We start from the raw sequence: 20,124 nt of genomic DNA on the forward strand, positions 1-20,124 counted from the left end.
AATCCCCCTTTAATTGTAATTACCGTATGATACAGCCAGTCCGACTCTGTTTTGAAGTGCGTTCAATATATCACGGCTGTCTCCTCTTATGCTGATATTTCTGTTGTCAGAATAAGAATTTGACGATACCTTAATCGACTTTATTGCACTTATAGTCTGATTGAACAACGATGTAATCACACTTTGCATATTTTTTACGTCAAAATTCACGCTTTTCACGATTTTTTCTATATTTATTCCGTTTTTTTCGATAGTTGCAAGAAGATATTTCTTATTTGCCTCAACGGTGTCATAGCTGTTTTCAAGACTTGTTAAAGTTGCGGTATGTGTTTTTTGTAATTTGTACATTTCCTCTTCACGTTTTATCTTTTTCATCTGCTCCTGCAAAGATTTGTATGTATCCATACCTTTTTGAGTAACCGCATTTTTGTATATGCTCAATTTGTGTGATATTTCGGACTTCGACTCGTTCCTGTCCTCAGCTTCCCACTTCGTGCCAAGTGCCTTTTCTTCACTTGAAAACTGTTCTTTCAGATTATTTATGTATTCCTTTTGCTTATCAAGAAGTGCGTCCGTTGCCTCGATTTTTGCATTATACAAATTCAAAACCGCATACATAGTATCGTCACTGTATTCCTGCCAACCTACAAAACCGCCGTCATACATTTCCTGAATACGTTCGATACTGCGTTCGTAAAACTGAATATGACTGTCGCCTGTTTCGTCCCAATCATCATATGTATCGCGGATATTTTTCCAATTCTTCGCGTCACTTTTCCACTTCTCATAAACGGCATAATTCTTTTCATTCTCAAGCTTGCCGATTTTCAAATCAACATCGGCTTTGTACTCATAGAAATCCTCCCAAATTTCTTTAATTTCCTCTGCCGAATATGCGGTTGACGTAACCATTTCCGATACCATAGCATTATAGTTGTAAAGCTGTCTTTTGTACGATTCAATCTGCTCGTCAACACCCATATCATTCACTTGCACCTGATATTTAATCCAAGCGTCGGAATGTTTTTTGTAGTTTGAAAGTGCGGTTTCACTCGCCTTTTTTTCTTCTTTCCAGATTTTCTTCTGCGACGCGAAAATCTCCTCTTGAATTTCTTTCACAACCTCGCTGTCATAACCGAATTGCTCCATCAATTCATTCCAAAGCCTTAATTCCTCCGTCGGAGATACATCGTTTGTTTTTTTGTAATGGTTTAAATCAGCCTTTTTAATTTCAAACATTTCATTGTTTTTGCCGGACGCATAATGCGGAATACCCATACCGTTCATTATCGCCTTTGTTTCGTCAGCCGTATAAACCTTGTCGCCTTGCGACAGCGGAACAACCACATCACGTCCGCTAAACATCATAAGTCGCCCGTTATGCTCGATAAGCTCACGCGGATCACTTACGCCCCTTTCATCATTTACAACCGCCAAACCGCTTTTTGCATATTGTGTTCCGTCTGCCAGTTTCGGCATTCCCTGCACATTGTACTTAACAGTAACATTGACTGTTCTGTCCTTCAAACTGTTTATACTTGCTCTTGCCGAACTCACACCGCTTGCGGTATTGTCAACTGCGGTAATATTGATTTTTGCGTTTTTGCCGTCAAATTCACTCATTATTTTACCTGCCGATGAATTAAGTGTAGCAAGTGCATTTTGTGCCGTTGCCAAAGCATTTATAAGTCCAGACGCGTCACCCGTTATGCTGACCGATAAATTAGCCGCCTCTGCCATAACTATACCTCCTCTCCGTAAAACATTCTCAAATGTTCGTTATCGTAACCCTCTGTATCTTCATTCAATCCGTCAAGCATTTTAAACAGTACCCACGGATTTTGTCTGCCAACTTCGTCAGGCAGTATGTGGTGGTACGTTAGGAACATCGTATAGATGTCCCTAAGCACCCCGCTGCCGCCTGACGTTACTCGTTTTTTGAAGAAAGAGCGTCAACGTAAAACCCCCAAAGTGCAAGACACATCTTTGCACGTTCGTTCACGTCAACGGAATCGATAATATCCTGAGTTGCGTCCGTACCCTCAAACATATGGTCAAGTGCATCTCTGCAAATGCTGAGCGGACCTTTCTTATTTTCATCATTATGTGCGTCATTAATAATGCACATCGCCTCAAAGTCAAACGGCTTTGAAACGTATTTAACCTTATCTTTTACAAATGTTAATGTATGTTGCATAATTTTCTCCTTATACCGTCTGCGGATAGTAATTCATATCCGTAAACCACTTGTTTTCAAATTCATCTCTTGTGATATTTGACGGCAAATCGCTTTCATCAAAATACGCATAATAATTGTTGTCAAAATCACGTTGTACCGCCGTGTATGTTGCCTTAGCGGTTTGCTTGTCGATACTTCCGCTTGACGGCTTTGTCTTTCCCCCTACGTTTGATGCAAAACTGTATGAACCCTTGTAGTATCTTACATAACGGTACGAGCCGTCGGACTTCAAAATTCTCCATGCCACACCGAAATATACTGTTTTAACATCGTTTCCGACTTCAACCACACCGTTTTTGCGTGTCAATCCACGCCACATTGCGTCAACCTCCGGCGGAATATCGGCATTTGTTATATCGTGTCCCAATTTTTCGATATAGCTTGACGCCTCATACGCACCGTTGTCCGCATCAAAAACATCACTGCCGCCGCTGTCGGTCGGTGCAATTTCAACCGTTCCTTTCAAATTATACGCTTCTCCGTATTCCGTTCCGCTAACGCTGTCCTCATTCACTTTAAAAAAAGTATACTTGTCCACACCTATTGTAGGTAAAGGTTTCTTGTTCATAATTTTTCCTCCGTTTTTTCATATTTTGTCTTAAAGAGATATATTTTTATAACGTAAAATACTTCTGAAATCTCATTGTCTTATGATATATTTTTTTATCATTTTCAGGAACGTCCATAGACATCTCCCTCACCCAACTGTCCTTTGTCATTACTTCATTGACCTCTGCCGCCAAATCACTGCATTCTTTCGGAATTTCCGCCCATATGTCAATTTGAATATGCCCGTCTTGAATACTCTCGTCATTGTCGGCATAAAATCCGCCGCACTCCGTCACCGTATAATAACTTATAATCGGCAGATTATTAAAATTTTTCGGATATTGAAATACTGCCTTGCATTTAACATCACTGAGTGACTTTTCAGCCTCCGCATTAATATCAATCATATAATCACCCCTTTATCGCCTCTGCGATTGCAGACAATATTGCTTGCGTGTTTGATAAAAGTGCCGGCACAAGATACGGCTGTGCCGCCATTTTCGACGTACCGAATTCAACAAATACCGCATATTCCGTATCAGCCGATATAACCGCCGTATTTCCGCCGGGCTGTACATTAATTGACGATTGCAGCCGTCCCGTATCGACATGGCAAAGACTTTTTGCACTTTCACATACCGTTTGAGCACCCTGACCGATTATATCCGCAAAATTATTTTCTATATTATTTGCAATATCCGAAAGTCCGTTATCATAATTAATATCAATCTGCATTTTTCTCACTCCGCATCATCGCCGTCATACCGAAATTCCACCATTCAGCCTTTATAATCTCAAAAAATTCGTCACCGAATTTAGCATATCTGCCTATTTTTATAAGGTCTGTTTTGTCACAGAACACTTTATATTTTTTATTTTCGGTCAAACCGTATATACGGTTTTCGAGTTCATTTTCATATGGCTGAATATCACACACAACACTCCCCAAAAGTGTTTTTTCACCCTTTTTTTCATATGTATTTTCACCGACTTCGTACACCTCGATTTCGGTGTCATAAAATCGTTCAAACGGATTTATCATCGGCAATCACCTCCGACGGCACTTTAACTTTTCTGCTGACAAACGGCTTTAGACGTATTGCATATTCTTTCAAATAATCATAGTTGTCGTCAGAGTATTCGACCTTTCTTTCACCCTCCGTAACCGACTTAACACCGCCGTTTTGATTTGCCGTATATCTCTTGACCGTAAACGTCGGAATAAAGCTTACAATCTGTCTTGGCAGAACATCAATACGACAGTATGCCAGCACAGAATTAACAGTATCCTCAATCAAAAGCATAAGAACATCGTCCTTATCATTGTCTTTAATTCCGAGCAGTAATTTCACCGCGTCAAGAATTTCATTTTTAGTGTCCCCCATTTTCAACACAGCCTTTCTGACCTATTCTTATTCGGCAGTTTTAAACACATAAATCGCACTCTTTTTATTTTCAAGCACAAATGCGTCATAATACACTCTGCCTTCAACCAGCCAGCCGTTGATTCCCGGCGGATTATCGTGGATTTTGTATTCCGACAATTTAACCGGAGAAGTCGTTGCGGCTTGATTTGTGATAATAAATTCAACGTTTTCAGGGAAGTAAGACTTCGGCACAACGATAAGCGGAATACCGTCAATCGTTCCGACTTGACCTTTAATCAAAATTTCCTGCGACATATCGCCGTTTCTGATAAAGCTTGAATCCTCCTTGATGTTCTTGTAAAAATCACTTGATACAAATGCACAACTTCCGACAAGCGGAACATTATTTTCAATAAGAGTTGTTGCACCAGTCAAAAATGCGTCATAAGCATTTGCCTTTGTCACCTTACCTGTAACGGTAGTTTTTGCCCCTTCGCAAATTTTTCCAAAACGGTACTTGTCGATTTCAGGCACAACCACTTCTCTGATTTGTCTTTGAAGTGCCGCACCTGCCGCATTTGACATTTGAGTATCGTTATATGTCCCTCTGTCAATAGTGAACGTGAAACTTCTGTCACGCGTCATAGTCATTTCCTGTACAGTGTTTTCGATTTCCTGCGGTGTACCGTATCTGCTTGTGCCTGATACCGAATAGTCGTTCATCTCTGCGGTAGGCACTGAATATACGTTTACCGTCTTAACACCGACAAAGTCGTAATCATTGTTTACCGCCGCCGAAGTCATAGACTCCCTTGCGAATTTTTCATCAATTTTTTGAGCATACTTACTTGCATAATTTATAGCCATTGTATTCATCCTTTCATAATCACGTTATTTATTACATTCCCAAACCGCTTAAAAACGGGTCTGTTAAATTTTCTTTTTCTCTTGAAATTTTCGGCGGAACACCCTTTAATCTTTCGGATAAACCGCTTTCGATTGCTTTCATATATTCTGCTTTAAATCGCTCGATATTTTCCGCCATAATGTCCTTGTCTGCATCTGCGACCATTCTTGCGAAATTCACAGGCAGATTTTGAGCCGCCAATTCCTTTGCCGCCTCAAATTCGGCTCTTTCGGATACATACTGCTGTCTTTCATTTTCAAAATCCTTTTGTCTTTTGTCCATTTCAGCCTTTGCTCTGTCCTCTGCCGACATTGTAGCCATCTTCGCGGCGTCCTCTCTTTCCGATACGATTCTGTCTGAAAAATCTTTTTCCCAAGTTGCTTTTTCGTTTTTAATCGCCTCCGCAACATAGCCTGCAATGAGATTTTTCAGTTCATCGTTTTTGTGTCCCCCGTTTTCGTTTTTCGTGTCACCGTTTAGTGTCCCCTGTTTCTTCTTTTCGTCCATACTTTTTTCCTTTCTTTACATTAAAATAAATCACTATGTTTTTTATTCTTGAATTATTCCTGTACATATTTTAATTTTTCGCCAAGCATTTTTTCTTTTGCGGCAAGCTGTGCCTCTTCTTTCGGATCGCCCACAAATGAAAGCTGTGATAAAAGAGTTTCGCTTGATGCAATACCGACTAAGTTGTTTACCATCTGTGAAATCTCCAACTCATTAACAGGCAAATTTCTCGTAAACACAACATCAATGCGATGTATAGGCACATACTCCATAGCACCTTTTAACGACAGAAAATTAACATACAATTCAAATCTCTGTTTTAAAGCCTTCGTAAAGTATCGCTCCTTGTTTCTGACGTGCTGCTCAAAACCCATAAGCTTATACTTAATCGCGACACCCGATAAATTTGTACCGAACGTCTGGTCTGATAAATCGGGAATCATAGAAAATCTGTGAATATCGCTTTTCAGACTGTCCTTTAACACTTCAATATCGCTTTCGGACATAACCTTTGAAAGATATTGAGCCGCCGCACCCTCATATTCCATCAAAATGCGTTCTTCCTTAAGTTTCTTCGCCTGCTCACTGTCAAGGTCGATACCGGTAAGGAATAAGAATGCGTCAACAAACTGTTCCTTGTCGTTAACTCTGTCCGACTCCAAAATATTGTAAGCATCAATCAGCGGAATCATCTGTTCAAAATCACCTTGCTTTTCTTCATTGTTGCGATACTCCACCATAGGCATTTTACCGAAATAGTGGTGCTGAGAATTTGTCATAGTCATATGCAAAAAACTGTCCGCAGTGTTTTCATATGTATAAATCATCTCCCTGTCACACACAATACAGCAAACACCTGTAACCGTGCCGTCAATGTCACGCTTTTTGTAATAATGTATGCCGTACAGCGGAATTTCGCCAACGCCCGCACCGTACACAATAAACGTGTTGCTCGGCGGCAAGCATACACTTTTCGGCTGTGATTGCTCGTCCGCATAAACCAATTCATAAGCTTTACCGAAAATGCTCATTGTCTTTTCAAATTCCGCGTCCAAACTCGGCATATCCTGAACGGCAAAGCAATTTTTAACCGCCTCAATATCGTATCCGTCAGAACAGCTGTACGCCACAGGATTGCCTACAAGATAGCTTTTTGCAATATCCACGATATACTTCGCGTGATTGCACACAATTTTGTTGTTCGCGATATTGTCGCTTGAACGTTTGCGTTCACAAATTGCGTGTTTGCCGATATAATAGTTGTAAAGTTTTTCGTATCGCTCCTGTTCAAGCGAATGTTTCCCAATCAGCTTAGCAAGCAATACCTCGTCTATACCGTCCTTTAAAATATCCTCGTCAATTATCATAAATCAAGTTCACTCCTTTTAATTACCCTCGCTTTTTTCTTTGTGATTTCGTCCTCAAGTGCATAACGTACCGCATCAATGGTGTGATTGTTCTTGTCGGGATAAACCGACTTAAATTCACCGTCCGTATCGCGTTCAAGCTCATATTCCGAAAATTCTCTTGCAACATTCGGACACCTTTCGGGATCAATCACGATTTTTTCAAGACTCTGCAAAAATCTGATACCGTACTCGATACTGTCCGGACCTTTCCTTGCACCGCGGACACGCAAACCGAACATTCGCAAATCATTGATACTTTTCGGCTCAGCACTGTCGCATACAATCAATTTATTAGCAAACCCTTTTTCAAAAATCTTTTCAGCCGCATTGTGATTTGTCATCCCTTTCGCGTAAATTTCGTCAAAGATAAACAACTTATTGTTGTGATAAAAACACACCACATACACAAACGGATCTGCCGCGAAACCGAAATCGACACCGCATTTAATATTGTCGAAACTTTTTACTTCCTCATCGCTAAGTTTTACAACTTCAAGATTATCAAAAATTTCACCGCCTGTTCCCGTCACTTCGCCGAGATATTCGTGATTATACTGATTAATATGTAGCTTTTTAAGATACTTCGCTTCCAAAAAAAATTGTTCTCCCAACCAGTTTTTCGGTACATCAAGATACGTACTCTTATGCACAAGCATATCGTCACGCTTTTTGAGTGCCTCACGGTTTACCCAACTGCGTCGGTTTTGCGGAGGATTGTACGAATAAAACACGGTAAATTTTTCACCGCCGCGCATCATCGACTGATTTATCGAACGGATTTCTTTCATACCGCAAAACTCGTCTAACTCCTCATACCAAATATATCGAATATATCCATACGTAACCTTTGTGGATTTCAATTTCTGCACCTTGTCCGCACCGCGAAACAGTATTTTCTGACCTGTTTTTTTGTAGACCATTTCCGGCACACTCGCCTTTATATCCCACATATCCGATACGCCGAGCTTTTCAATCGCCCATTCAAGCTGAGAGAATACGCTGTCTTTTAAGTAAGCACCGACCTTACGCAGTACAACCGCATTTGTATCGGCATTTTTCATAATACCGAGTATAATTTCAACACTCACAAAACTTGATTTAGTCGACCCACGACCACCGCAAAGCCAAAAATGCGTATAATCTTCAATAGAGTTATGCACCTTGTAGAAAGACGGCGCTATCAGCCTGTCAAGACTGCACTGCATTTTTCCGCTCCTTGATTTGTTCGGCTTTTTCGATATTATCGACGATTATAACATCACCGCCTCCGCTTTCGCTCTTGCCTCCGAACATTCCGTAATGCTTACCCAAAAGCTCCGCCGCTTTAAATGAATCCGCCATACGAATTTCCTCATCTTCGCGACGCATTATGTACGTTAGAAATTCAAGAATTTCCCCTTCATTTGCAATGCACAATTTAATCACCCTCTTTTTCATTTAATATTGATTTTTCATCAATACATAACGTCCGACTTTCTGACACATTCACTGCAGCCGATACATTCTTCATCATCATTGATATAGTAATGTTCCGGTTCAAAAGCACCGCATACGGGACATACCGTTTCTCCGTCATACGAGTCATAATCACCGTAATTATCCGTCCTTGCAATTTCCATTGCCAAAATTGCCATTGGGTCATCATTTGAATAAATCATAAGCACTCCTTTCTATCTTTTTAAGATACTTTATTGTTAAAAAATATATGCCAATCGCTTGGCTATCTCTTTAAGACACTGTTATTATATCTCATTAAGATACTTTTGTCAAGCATAAATTTCTTTTTAGGATACTTTTAACAACATTTTGTTTACTTTTTAGATACTTTTATGTACAATGCTTGCAAAAAGTTTCAAAATATGATACTATATAATCAGTTACGAAATATGATTAGAAAGATTTTGGTGATTAAAATGACTACGGGCGAAAGAATTAAAATGCTCAGAAAAGAGCATAATTTAACCCAGGAGGAGCTTGGAGCAAAAATCGGTGTGCAAAAAGCGGCAATCCAAAAATACGAAAAAGGGACAGTAAAAAATATAAAACGCGACTCGCTTATAAAGCTTGCACAATGTCTTGATACTTCCCCCGAATATCTTCTCGGCTGGGAGGATATGCCGAATAACGTTGAAATAGCCGATACGTCAAACTATGTAAATATTCCGATAATCGGCAGAGTTGCGGCAGGTCTGAGCTGCTTTGCCGAAACGAATATCACAGATTACGAACCTGTCAATAAAAATGACGTTCGCGGTGACGAACCGTTCGTTTTTCTCCGTGTTGTCGGTGACAGTATGTATCCGCTTTTTATGGAGGGCGACCTTGTGCTTGTCAGATGTCAGTCATCAGTTGACAGTGGCAGTTATGCGGTTGTTATGATAGATGAAGAGGACGGCGTTGTAAAGAAAATCGTATACGGACCTGATTTTATCGAACTTCACTCCATAAACCCAATGTACCCTGTCAGACGTTTTGAAAACGAAGATGTTACACGTATTCGTGTATTCGGCTTGGTACGCGAGATAAAGCGAAAATTTTAGTCGAATTTGGAACAAATCAGTATAAATTTACGTCTAATAATATATATGATAAAGGAGTATAATATTGTATCAATATAAAACACTTTCAAACGGTATAAAAGTAGTTGCCGAAAAGATTGATTACCTAAAGTCAATCTCAATCGGAGTATGGGTAGGCAACGGCTCACGATATGAAAATAAAGAAGTAAACGGAATTTCTCATTTTATCGAGCATATGCTTTTTAAGGGAACGAAAAATCGCTCTGCGGCACAAATTGCACACGAAATAGATTCGGTCGGCGGTCAACTTGACGCATTTACTTCGCGTGAATATACTTGTTTTTATACAAAAACACTTGATTCGCATATTCCGATTGCACTTGAAATTCTTTCGGATATGCTTTATAATCCGAGTCTTTCACCTGATGATATGGCACTTGAAAGACAGGTTATAAAAGAAGAAATCCATATGTATGAGGACAGTCCGGAGGATCTTGTGTATGACCTTTCGTCATATGCCGCATGGGGCGACACACCTATGGGCAGAACGATTCTCGGCACATATGAAAGTCTTGACAGCATAACGCCGGATATAATGAGAAACTATATGAATAATCATTATACAAGTGCGAATACTATAATATCAGTATCAGGAAATTTTGACGATACGTTTTTTGAACTTCTTGAAAAGTATTTCGGTACAAAAAAAATGCTTGACACAAAACCGTATCTTCCTGACGCACCTTATATAAGCAAGAATAATATCGTAAAAGAAAAAGATATTGAACAAGTCCAGCTTGTCGCAACGTTCAAGGGCATTGATGTTATGGACGAATCGGTGTACAGTCTGCTTGTGTTTAACAACGTGTTCGGCAGCGGAATGTCGTCAAGATTGTTCCAAAACATACGCGAACAGCGTGGTTTGGTGTATTCGATAAGTGCGGGACACAGTGCGTATATCAATACGGGTGTATTTGATATTTCTGCCGGAATGAGTCCCGAGAGTCTTGGCGAAGTCGCACATCTTATTTCAAAAGAAATCAATACGATTAAACGCAATAAGCTGACATCGGCAGAAATCACAAAAGCAAAAGAACAGCTTAAAGGTAATTATATACTTTCAAGCGAAAGCACAGGCGCAAGAATGCAAGGTGCAGGTCGCTCATTGCTTTTGAATAAACCGATATACACGCAGGAAGAAGCACTGAAAAAAATCGACGCAGTAAATGCCGATTCGGTTGCGGAAATAATAGACAGAGTTCTCGACAGTTCGACTATGTGTATTTCAGCAGTCGGACCTGTCAATAACGTTGACAATCTGTTTGAACTCGATTAAATAATGTATAAATATTAATTTATTATAAAATTTTAGCTAAAGCACTTGCAATTTTATTGTATTTGTACTATGCTATAAATAAATGATATGCTATTTTTAGCAGAAAGGGTGAATATCATGGAATTTAACGAAACAATGAAAATCAACCTTGAGTTTGATAAGGAAAAGGAAGTCAGAGAAATAGTTGCCAAAGTATATGAGGCACTGAAAATCAAAGGCTATGATCCTATCAGCCAAATAGTAGGATATATCCTTTCAGGCGACCCGACCTACATAACAAGCTATAACGGTGCAAGAGGTCTGATTGTTAAAATAGAACGTGACGAACTATTAGAGGAGTTTGCAAAAACATATATTAAAACGCTTTAATCAAATAAAAGGTATTTTATACATACCTTTTATTTGTACGCAAAAAATCCGTCAAATGACGGATTTTTTAGTTTCATCACAATATTTTCTTTAATACCTGCATTACACCCTCATCATCATTTGACGGTGCGATGTATTTTGCAACTTTTTTAATTTCATCGTGTGCATTTTCCATGGCGTAACTTTCGCCGCAATTTTGGAGCATTTCATAATCATTCATATAATCACCGAACGCAACACATTCTTCGGGCGAAATACCGTAAATTTCCTGAATAACCTTAATTGCGTTGCCCTTATTTACATTTGCATTAATAACATCAACCCAACTTTCCGCCGATAAAACAGCTTTCAAATCACCGCTTATATCCGCGAGTTTGGGAAGTATATTATCCTTTGCTCTTTTGTGGCAGTAAAGCGCAAGATTTAAAATATTATCCTTGCCCACCACCGATTTTATGTCATCAACAGTTTCCAAACGCACATTATATTGTGCGACATCGTTCATAACATATTCAGGCGGGTTTTCTATATAAGATGTCTTTTCGCACCCAAGCACAGGATAAATACCTTTGTCCTCACTCACCAAATCAAGTACTTCCAATGCCTTAGCGTCAGGAACGGGCATAATATGAATAACCTTGTCCTTTTCCATTATAATTCCGCCGTTTTCAGAAATAAAAATCAATTTATCCTTAATCGGATTAAATATATTCAAAAGACTGTAATACTGCCTGCCGCTTGCGACAACAAATTTCACATTGGGATGTGATTCAATCATTTCAAACAGACCTTTCGGCAAACGCAGTTTACTGTCCAAAACAGTTCCGTCCATATCAAATGCAACAAGTTTTATTGATTTTTCCACACTAAAAAACCTCCTTTTGCTTATTATATACCGCAAAGGAGGTAATGTAAACATTTATTTTTTGTCAGTCTTTTTTATTTTAATTATGTATTCCGTTCCCCATTCAAAAGAATTTTCTTCGATTCTTGCGTCTATGCCGCTTTTTTTCATCAAATCAACCGCACGTTTTACGGTGTTTTTGAATACTTTAACATCTTTTGCAGTTGTTATGCGAAGGTCATTGATAGGTTTCGGTTTCGGAATATTCATGGTGCGTACAAGTTCTTCTGCTTGTGTAACATTCATATTGTCACGGCAAATAAGTTTGACGGCCTCAAGCTGTTTTTCTTCATTGTTAAGCAACAGCAAAGCTCTCGCGTGACGTTCCGTAAGGTCGTAATCTCTTATTAATTTTTTCACAAGCGGAGGTAGTTTTAATAATCGTATTTTGTTTGCAACCGATGCTTGACTTTTTCCGACTTTCAAAGCCAACTCCGTTTGTGTAAGTCCCTGTTCACGAATAAGACTTTTATAACTTTCCGCTATCTCAAAAAACGATAAATCCTCTCTCTGCAAATTTTCAAGTAAAGCCAAAATTGCCGATTTATCATTGTCAGCCTCAATTATAACCGCCGGTATTTCGTCAAGTCCCGCCATTTGTGCAGCACGAAAACGTCTTTCACCTGCTACAAGCTCGTATTCACCGCTGCGCCTGCGTACTGTTACCGGCTGAATTAAACCGTATTCCATTATAGAATTTTTCAATTCCTCCATAGCTTGCGGTTCAAAATATTTTCTCGGCTGATTAGGATTTGGTGCTATCATATAAAGCGGAAGTGATACAATCCGCATTTTATCTTGTACCGTTGATTTTCTAAGGAAACTAATCATGGAAATTTCTCCTACGCTATTTTACATTATTTTACACTGAATGGTTAAAAAAATATATCCCACACACAATGTGAAATCACTACTCTTTTTAAATTCTTAATTTTATTTTGAAATTAAAAGTCTAACAACGTGCCTTTCGTCACCTCTTTCTCACTTCAATTCACACTGTATATCAGCGTGGTGACGGAAGATCAGCACTTTGTTTGTCCATGTGCGTTTTATGAGCCTCGCGAAGAAATTCTCGCACGGACATTTTAATCATGCTCTTTTTTAAATTCTTAATTTTATTTTGAAATTAAAAGTCTAACAACGTGCCTTTCGTCACCTCTTTCTCACTTCAACTCACATTGCATATCAGCGTGGTGACGGAAGATCAGCACTTTGTTTGTCCATGTGCGTTTTCTTAGCCTCGCGAAGAAATTCTCGCACGGACATTTTAATCATGCTCTTTTTAATTTCACTGAAATTAAAAAGAGTAACCAGCGATAATGTTCGGCATTGATGTTTACACTTGATGTAACAACATTATCGCTGTTTACCCTCGGTGGTGGAAGGTGTAAGACATTTTGGGGGTAGAACAAGGCCTTGGGGAAACCTTGTTAGAAATGTACCGTATTGATACTATCTGCCTTACATTTACTATTATAGCATAATATTTCCATATTGCAAGTACTTTTTGCAATTATAATTCGACAATATTCAATTTTATTTTTTTATTTCACCAAATTATAACAAGTTCCGATAGGAGTTTTTGTTGCAATACCCGGTTTTCTCGGATATTTAAGCGGAGTTTGTCCTACTTTTTTTATAACTATTATCTTGTGTTTCAATTCGGTGAGCGGAATTTCCGCCTCAACAATGTCCTCAATCTGTCCGCCGAGTATTTTTATGGCACGTTTAGCGTCCTTTACTTCCTGCTCTGCCAACGGACCTTTCAAAGCAAGGAAGTAACCGCCTTGTTTCAAAAACGGAATACACCACTCCGAAAGCACAGTCAAATTAGCCACCGCACGCGACACAACGGTATCGAACTTACCTCTGTAATCTCTGTTTTTACCGCCGTCCTCCGCACGCGAATGGACAAATTCTACATCATTTATATCAACCTTTTCACAAACGTCCTTTAAAAAGTTAATTCGCTTGTTAAGACTGTCAAGCAAAGTCAGCTTAATTTCAGGCTTTGCGATTTTCAGCACAAGTCCGGGGAAACCCGCACCTGTTCCGACGTCAATCACTTTGCCCTTGACATATCCAGTCTTTATTGCGGTCAGCGAGTCAAGAAAATGTTTCGTTACAATGCCCTCATCATCTGTTATCGCAGTAAGATTAATCTTTTCGTTCCACTCAACCAAAAGACGCGCATATTCCATAAGTTTATCGACTTGCACATCATCAAGCGGTATATCAAGCTGTCTGCTTCCGTTTATAATTAAATCCTTCATCATTCACCTATCCATTTTATAAAGATTTCAGCCAAGGTATCATCGGCTCAACATAAATAGCCTGATAACCGAGTTCGTTCGGATGAGTACCGTCACCGTCAGGCTTACTTTCTGTTCCAAAATACAACTTGCGCATATCATCGTCACGCACATTTACACCTGTATCGGAATTATTTTTTGCATACAAATCAAGATACGAAACCTCCCACTTGTCGCATACTTCTTTTATATGCTCATAATACGATTCAAAATTACCTTCGGCGTCATATGTAAACGGATCATGTGTAATAACAAACCCTACTTTCGAGTTAGGAAAATCATTTCTAATTTCAAAAAACATTTTTTCCATACCGCCGGTCATTGTGTTTTCATCAAAATCACCGCTGAAACCGTCTGTAATTTCTCCAAGTTCCGAATGGCCCCAAAAATCATTCAAACCGCCCTCGGCAATGATATATTCATAATCGCCGTCAAGGTTATCGAGCATATCCGTAATATACGGTCTGTATCCGTCTGAATTTTCCGACCAATGCACATTGTCAGCAAGAGTAGCACCGCCCTTGCTGACATTTGTAACATTCATATTATATTGTTCCCCAATCAACTTGCCGTAACCGCCTTGCCAATTAGTGCCGTAACTGATACTGTCACCAATAAATGCAATTCTTTTGCCGTCAAGCGGATTTTCACCTTTAAAACTGCACGACGTAACAGTCATAACAGCAGTTATCATTAGTGAAATTATTTTATCCATATTTCTTACAACCACTTTTATCCCAAGATTTTTTCAATAAGTTCTGCAAGTTCCTCAGCTTTCTTTGTGATGTATTCTTCGTCCTTACCCTCAATCATAACACGAACAAGCGGTTCAGTACCCGAAGGTCTGATAAGGACTCTGCCCTCGCCGGCAAATTCATCTTCAAGAGCCTTGCAAGCCGCAGCTATTTCTTCATTTTCCATATAACTGTTTTTATTTTCAAGTTTTACAACGGCATTTCTAAGCACTTGCGGCATAACCGTTACAATGCTTGCCGCCTCAGACGCTTTCATACCTGTCTTTTTAAGTACCGATAAGAATTGCAAAGCACTTACAAGACCGTCACCTGTTGTGTTGTGGTCAAGGAAAATGATGTGACCGGATTGTTCACCGCCGATATTGTAACCCTTTGCAAGCATTTCTTCAAGTACATATCTGTCACCTACTTTTGTTCGCGGAATGTTGATACCGATTTTTTCACCTGCCATAAATAAGCCAAGATTACTCATAACCGTTGCAACAAGAGTATTTTGCTTCAATGTACCGTTATCACGCATAAACTTTGCACAAGCCGCCATAATCTGGTCACCGTCAATAAGCTTGCCGTTTTCGTCCACAGCCAACATTCTGTCCGCGTCACCGTCAAAAGCTATACCGATGTCCGCACCGATTGAAGTAACGTAAGCCTGTAAACTTTCCATATGAGTAGAACCGCACATATGATTGATGTTTACACCGTCAGGAGTGTTGTGTATAGCCTCAACGTTTGCACCAAGCTTGTTAAGAGCTTTGAAAGCAGTTTCATAACTTGCACCGTTTGCACAGTCAACAGCGATTTTCATACCGTCAAGACGGCAGTCAATCGTAGAAACAGCAAACGCAACATAATCCTCAACAGCGTTGTGGTTAGCACTTACATAACCGACTTTGCCGTGAGTAGGCAATTCTTCGATCGCCTTTTCACCAAGTATATAACTTTCAATTTCGTTTTCAATTCCGTCACTTAGCTTGTATCCGTCACTGTTAAAGAACTTTATACCGTTGTATTCGCATGGATTGTGAGATGCAGAGATAACAACACCTGCATCAGCCTTGTAGTATCTTGTAAGATATGCAACAGCCGGTGTAGGAACTACACCCAAAGGAATAACCTTTGCGCCCATCGAACAAAGTCCGGCAGTAAGAGCCGCCTCAAGCATATCACCTGATTTTCTTGTATCTTTACCAATAAGTATTCTCGGTCTTTTTGAAGAATGTTTTGTAAGCACATATGCACCGCTTTGACCTGTTTTAAAAGCCAATTCGGCAGTAAGGTCTTTGTTGGCGATACCTCTTATACCGTCCGTTCCAAATAGTTTTCCCATTCTTAATTTCCTCCTAATTAAACTAATCCTATTATATTATTATATAATAAAGATATACAAAAGTAAACCGTTTTTTGACAAAAAAAACTGCCGTTTAAAACGGCAGTCAGATTGTCGACAAATTGTCCGGAACGTGCAAGATATTATTTTTATATTTTATAATTTAATTTATAGCTATAAAAAATAACAGGCAAGCCTATCTTCGATATACGGCTTGCCTGTGCACTTTTTGCGAAAATAAACTCTAACGTACCCATGTACGCCGACGAGTTCATTTTCACAAAATCCGAACTAATTTCTCGACCTCTGCTATCGTGTCGGTATTTTTCCGACAGATTTAATTTTCTTATTAAAGGTCCGTAAACTTCTTACCGCCCATAAGGTGAAAATGTAAATGCGGAACAGTCTGACCGCCGTCCTCGCCACAGTTGTTTACAACTCTGTAACCGTTTTCGGCAAATCCCAATTCAGACGCAATCTGCGGTATCTTTTCCCATATAGCCGCAACATACTTTACGTTTTCCGCATTAATTTCATTCGCACTTGCAATGTGACACTTCGGCACAATAACAATGTGCTCCGGTGCTTGCGGATTGATGTCACGGAATGCTAACATCATATCATCTTCATATACCTTATTTGACGGAATTTCTCCGTCAATTATTTTGCAGAATAAACAATCCATTTTATTCACTCCTTTGTATTTCACACCACCCCTCAGTCGGCTTTGCCGACAACTCCCCTCTTTGGGAGCCTTTTTGCCTCTCCTTAAGGAGAGGTGGCACGCAGTGCCGGAGTGGTGACTCATATCTATTCTCTATTATCTTTTCTCTCTTATCTATTATATCTTTCGTACGGGCGGTCATCGGCCGCCCTTTTAATACCTCAACATTGCGGGCGACCAATGGTCGCCCCTACAATACAATAGTCCAAACCGTTTACGCTATTCTCAATTACTTAATCTGTTCCGCAACGATTTCGTCAACCTTAGCCAACGCGTCATCAATCTTGCTCGCGTCACTGCCGCCGCCTTGCGCCATATCAGGCTTACCGCCGCCGCGGCCGCCTGCAACAGCCGTAATATCCTTAATAATCTTACCGCAATGAACGCCCAGCTTAACAGCCTCCTTTGACGCCATAGCAACAAACGTAATCTTACCGTCAGTTTCAGCACCCATAACAGCAACACTGTTCGGAACTTCCGCCTTAATCTTATCAGCCATAGACTTCATTTCATCAGCACCCATACCGTCAACCTGTGCGGTAATCAAGCTGATTTCGCCGATATGCTTAATACCTGTCATAATGTTGTTTGCCTTTGCGGCAGCCATTTTTTCCTTAAACGAATCAACAGCCTTTTCAAGCTCACGGCACTGTGCCATAACGCTTTCAGCCTTGTGATCAATTTCATTAATTTGATTAATCTTTAACGCAGCCGCAGTCTTTTCAATAAGTCTGTCACTGTTATTGATATATTCAAGCACACCCTTACCTGTCACAGCCTCAATACGTCTTACACCTGCCGCAACACCGCTTTCAGAAATAATCTTAAACAAACCGCATTGAGCAGTATTTGTAAGGTGAGTACCGCCACAGAATTCAACACTGTAATCGCCGACAGAAACAACTCTTACAACATCACCGTACTTTTCTCCGAACAATGCAATAGCGCCAAGCTTTTTAGCTTCTTCAATCGGCAATTCCTGTACAGTCACGTCAATGCTTTCAAGAATTTTCTCATTAACAATATCTTCAGCCTGTTTGATCTGTTCAGTTGTCATAGCCTCAAAGTGAGAGAAGTCAAAACGAAGTCTGTCACTTTCAACAAGCGAACCTGCTTGTGCAACGTGTGAACCAAGTACATCACGAAGTGCCTTGTCAAGAATATGAGTTGCAGTATGGTTACGGCAAACGTCTGTTCTGTGAACCTTGTCAACAGACATTGTAACCGTATCGCCAACCTTAATCGGTGTAAGCTGAACTTCCGTTTCGTGAAGATAATAACCGTCCTCTGTCTTTGTTGTATTAACAACATTTGCAGCCTTACCGTTTATTGTGATAGTACCGATGTCACCTACCTGACCGCCCATTTCAGCATAGAAAGGAGTTTTGTCTGTAACGATAAATCCCTTTTGATTTTCGATTATTGTATCACAAACGCCCTCGTCCTCAACAACAATGCCGACAACTTTTGCGTCTGTTTCAAGTGTATCGTAACCGACAAATACAGTCGGCTCTGCATTTTCAAATTCAAATGTTTCGTTGCCGTCCCAGCTTGAACCTTCTGCACGAGCATCTCTTGCAGTATCCTTTTGTTCCTGCATAGCTTTGTTAAATCCGTCAACATCAACTTCAAGACCTTTTTCTTCAGCCATTTCTATTGTAAGGTCAACAGGAAAACCATATGTGTCGTGAAGTTTAAATGCCTCTTTACCGGTAAGCTCTTTTCTGCCCTCTTTTTGAGCTGCCTCAATATATCCGTTAAGTACGTTAAGTCCGTTGTCGATTGTAGCGTCAAAGCGTTCTTCTTCTTTCTTGATTATGTTTCTGATATAATCTCTCTTTTCATCAAGTTCCGGATAAGCACCCTTTGAACATTCAATTACAGTATCTGCAACTTCAAACAAGAACTGCTTGTTTATACCAAGTAATTTGCCATGTCTTGCGGCACGTCTTAAAAGACGGCGAAGAACGTAACCTCTGCCCTCGTTTGACGGAATAACGCCGTCCGAAACCATCATAACCGTACTTCTGATATGGTCGGTTATAACTCTTAGAGAAACGTCTTTTTTATCGTCCTTTTTATATTCAATATTTGCGATACGGCAAATATGTTTCATAACGTCTTGAACAGTGTCAATCTCAAAAAGATTGTCAACACCCTGCATAACAACGGCAAGTCTTTCAAGACCCATACCCGTATCAATGTTAGGGTTCGGTAAACGGTTATAGTTGCCGTCCTCGTCCTTGTCGAACTGCGTAAATACAAGGTTCCAAACTTCCATAAATCTGTCACATTCACAGCCGACACCGCAGCCCGGCTCACCGCAGCCATATTCTTCGCCGCGGTCAAAATATATTTCCGAACAAGGGCCGCAAGGACCTGTACCGTGTTCCCAGAAGTTGTCCTCTTTACCAAGCTTAACGATGTGAGTAGGGTCAACGCCAACTTCATTTACCCAAATATCTCTTGCCTCGTCATCTTCTTCATACACTGAAATCCAAAGACGTTCCTGCGGAATTTCCATAACCTTAGTGAAGAATTCCCACGCCCAAGCAGTTGCCTCTTTTTTAAAGTAATCTCCGAAAGAGAAGTTACCGAGCATTTCAAAGAAAGTGCCGTGACGTGCAGTCTTACCGACATTTTCAATATCACCTGTTCTGATACATTTCTGACAAGTCGTAACTCGTCTTTTAGGTGCTGTTTCAGGGTTTTGGAACCAAGGTTTCATCGGTGCCATACCCGAATTTATAAGTAACAAACTTGCGTCATTCTTCGGTATAAGCGGAAAACTTCCAAGTCTTAAACAACCTTTTGATTCAAAAAAGCTAAGAAACTTTTCACGAATCTCATTTACGCCCATTGATTTCATAATTTATCTATTCTCCTTTGTTTTTATACTA

Annotated in this window: 24 protein-coding genes; 3 read left to right on the forward strand and 21 right to left on the reverse strand. The window is 39.9% G+C overall.

The genetic code is table 11. The features are described from left to right. Positions 1–9 precede the first annotated feature (9 nt). Genes ACLTU0_RS00455 through ACLTU0_RS00520 form a run of 14 tightly spaced genes read right to left on the reverse strand, consistent with a single transcriptional unit; the run spans position 10 to position 8,636 of the window. Positions 10–1,740 carry a hypothetical protein gene (locus ACLTU0_RS00455; RefSeq protein WP_412320946.1) on the reverse strand — a complete coding sequence of 577 codons (1,731 nt, stop codon included), beginning with the start codon at positions 1,738–1,740 and terminating at the stop codon, positions 10–12. A 2-nt stretch (positions 1,741–1,742) separates the two neighbouring features. Further along, positions 1,743–1,910, reverse strand: coding sequence for a hypothetical protein (locus ACLTU0_RS00460; protein ID WP_412320948.1), 168 nt, complete (start codon positions 1,908–1,910; stop codon positions 1,743–1,745). A gap of 17 nt (positions 1,911–1,927) precedes the next feature. Beyond that, on the reverse strand, positions 1,928–2,197 hold the full coding sequence (locus ACLTU0_RS00465; protein WP_412320949.1) for a hypothetical protein: 270 nt from the start codon (positions 2,195–2,197) through the stop codon (positions 1,928–1,930). A gap of 10 nt (positions 2,198–2,207) precedes the next feature. After that, entirely contained in the window at positions 2,208–2,807 is a 600-nt protein-coding gene (locus ACLTU0_RS00470; protein ID WP_022228885.1) for a major tail protein, read from the reverse strand. Between the two features lie 46 nt (positions 2,808–2,853). Next, on the reverse strand, positions 2,854–3,195 hold the full coding sequence (locus tag ACLTU0_RS00475; protein ID WP_022228886.1) for a hypothetical protein: 342 nt from the start codon (positions 3,193–3,195) through the stop codon (positions 2,854–2,856). Between the two features lie 4 nt (positions 3,196–3,199). Then, positions 3,200–3,523 (reverse strand): HK97-gp10 family putative phage morphogenesis protein, encoded by a 324-nt coding sequence (locus ACLTU0_RS00480; RefSeq protein ID WP_412320951.1) that lies wholly within the window; start codon positions 3,521–3,523, stop codon positions 3,200–3,202. Then, positions 3,513–3,830, reverse strand: a complete 318-nt coding sequence (locus ACLTU0_RS00485; RefSeq protein ID WP_412320953.1) for a hypothetical protein — start codon at positions 3,828–3,830, stop codon at positions 3,513–3,515. Before ACLTU0_RS00485 ends, ACLTU0_RS00480 begins: the two co-directional genes overlap by 11 nt. Beyond that, complete coding sequence (locus tag ACLTU0_RS00490; RefSeq protein WP_412320955.1) at positions 3,814–4,173, reverse strand: phage head-tail connector protein; 360 nt, start codon at positions 4,171–4,173, stop codon at positions 3,814–3,816. The genes ACLTU0_RS00485 and ACLTU0_RS00490 overlap by 17 nt, the downstream gene beginning before the upstream one ends. 27 nt (positions 4,174–4,200) lie before the next feature. Then, positions 4,201–5,022: a hypothetical protein gene (locus ACLTU0_RS00495; RefSeq protein ID WP_022228890.1), complete on the reverse strand. Its 822-nt coding sequence runs from the start codon at positions 5,020–5,022 to the stop codon at positions 4,201–4,203. A gap of 31 nt (positions 5,023–5,053) precedes the next feature. Beyond that, positions 5,054–5,569, reverse strand: coding sequence for a DUF4355 domain-containing protein (locus ACLTU0_RS00500; protein WP_308456557.1), 516 nt, complete (start codon positions 5,567–5,569; stop codon positions 5,054–5,056). A 53-nt stretch (positions 5,570–5,622) separates the two neighbouring features. Continuing rightward, positions 5,623–6,936: a phage portal protein gene (locus ACLTU0_RS00505; protein WP_412320957.1), complete on the reverse strand. Its 1,314-nt coding sequence runs from the start codon at positions 6,934–6,936 to the stop codon at positions 5,623–5,625. After that, positions 6,933–8,183: a PBSX family phage terminase large subunit gene (locus ACLTU0_RS00510; RefSeq protein ID WP_412320959.1), complete on the reverse strand. Its 1,251-nt coding sequence runs from the start codon at positions 8,181–8,183 to the stop codon at positions 6,933–6,935. Before ACLTU0_RS00510 ends, ACLTU0_RS00505 begins: the two co-directional genes overlap by 4 nt. Then, positions 8,167–8,394: a hypothetical protein gene (locus ACLTU0_RS00515; protein ID WP_412274676.1), complete on the reverse strand. Its 228-nt coding sequence runs from the start codon at positions 8,392–8,394 to the stop codon at positions 8,167–8,169. Before ACLTU0_RS00515 ends, ACLTU0_RS00510 begins: the two co-directional genes overlap by 17 nt. Before the next feature lie 38 nt (positions 8,395–8,432). Further along, on the reverse strand, positions 8,433–8,636 hold the full coding sequence (locus tag ACLTU0_RS00520) for a hypothetical protein (protein ID WP_412274679.1): 204 nt from the start codon (positions 8,634–8,636) through the stop codon (positions 8,433–8,435). Between the two features lie 228 nt (positions 8,637–8,864). Here ACLTU0_RS00520 and ACLTU0_RS00525 point away from each other — a divergent pair, with 228 nt between their 5' ends. The 3 genes from ACLTU0_RS00525 (at position 8,865) to ACLTU0_RS00535 (ending at position 11,202) form a co-directional block, all read left to right on the forward strand. Next, positions 8,865–9,518, forward strand: a complete 654-nt coding sequence (locus tag ACLTU0_RS00525; RefSeq protein ID WP_412274681.1) for a LexA family protein — start codon at positions 8,865–8,867, stop codon at positions 9,516–9,518. Positions 9,519–9,582: 64 nt separating this feature from the next. Continuing rightward, positions 9,583–10,833 carry a M16 family metallopeptidase gene (locus ACLTU0_RS00530; RefSeq protein WP_412320960.1) on the forward strand — a complete coding sequence of 417 codons (1,251 nt, stop codon included), beginning with the start codon at positions 9,583–9,585 and terminating at the stop codon, positions 10,831–10,833. Between the two features lie 117 nt (positions 10,834–10,950). Next, on the forward strand, positions 10,951–11,202 hold the full coding sequence (locus ACLTU0_RS00535) for an IreB family regulatory phosphoprotein (RefSeq protein WP_022228898.1): 252 nt from the start codon (positions 10,951–10,953) through the stop codon (positions 11,200–11,202). A 76-nt stretch (positions 11,203–11,278) separates the two neighbouring features. On the opposite strand, the gene ACLTU0_RS00540 is transcribed toward ACLTU0_RS00535, so the two are convergent. From ACLTU0_RS00540 to alaS, 7 genes are all read right to left on the reverse strand, one after another. After that, positions 11,279–12,067 (reverse strand): HAD family hydrolase, encoded by a 789-nt coding sequence (locus ACLTU0_RS00540; RefSeq protein ID WP_412294407.1) that lies wholly within the window; start codon positions 12,065–12,067, stop codon positions 11,279–11,281. Positions 12,068–12,121: 54 nt separating this feature from the next. Then, complete coding sequence (locus ACLTU0_RS00545; protein WP_147514725.1) at positions 12,122–12,937, reverse strand: ParB/RepB/Spo0J family partition protein; 816 nt, start codon at positions 12,935–12,937, stop codon at positions 12,122–12,124. Positions 12,938–13,650: 713 nt separating this feature from the next. Beyond that, a complete protein-coding gene (rsmG, locus tag ACLTU0_RS00550; RefSeq protein WP_412320962.1) occupies positions 13,651–14,382 on the reverse strand; it encodes a 16S rRNA (guanine(527)-N(7))-methyltransferase RsmG in 732 nt (243 codons plus the stop codon). A gap of 13 nt (positions 14,383–14,395) precedes the next feature. Then, positions 14,396–15,133, reverse strand: a complete 738-nt coding sequence (locus tag ACLTU0_RS00555) for an SGNH/GDSL hydrolase family protein (RefSeq protein ID WP_412320964.1) — start codon at positions 15,131–15,133, stop codon at positions 14,396–14,398. A gap of 17 nt (positions 15,134–15,150) precedes the next feature. After that, positions 15,151–16,500 (reverse strand): phosphoglucosamine mutase, encoded by a 1,350-nt coding sequence (gene glmM, locus ACLTU0_RS00560; protein WP_147514727.1) that lies wholly within the window; start codon positions 16,498–16,500, stop codon positions 15,151–15,153. A 349-nt stretch (positions 16,501–16,849) separates the two neighbouring features. Next, a complete protein-coding gene (locus tag ACLTU0_RS00565; RefSeq protein WP_022230837.1) occupies positions 16,850–17,185 on the reverse strand; it encodes a histidine triad nucleotide-binding protein in 336 nt (111 codons plus the stop codon). Positions 17,186–17,453: 268 nt separating this feature from the next. After that, positions 17,454–20,093 carry an alanine--tRNA ligase gene (gene alaS / locus ACLTU0_RS00570; RefSeq protein WP_412320965.1) on the reverse strand — a complete coding sequence of 880 codons (2,640 nt, stop codon included), beginning with the start codon at positions 20,091–20,093 and terminating at the stop codon, positions 17,454–17,456. Between the last annotated feature and the right edge of the window lie 31 nt (positions 20,094–20,124).

It is taken from the genome of Hominilimicola sp. (genome assembly GCF_046972485.1).
Classification (GTDB): domain Bacteria; phylum Bacillota; class Clostridia; order UBA1381; family UBA1381; genus Hominilimicola; species Hominilimicola fabiformis.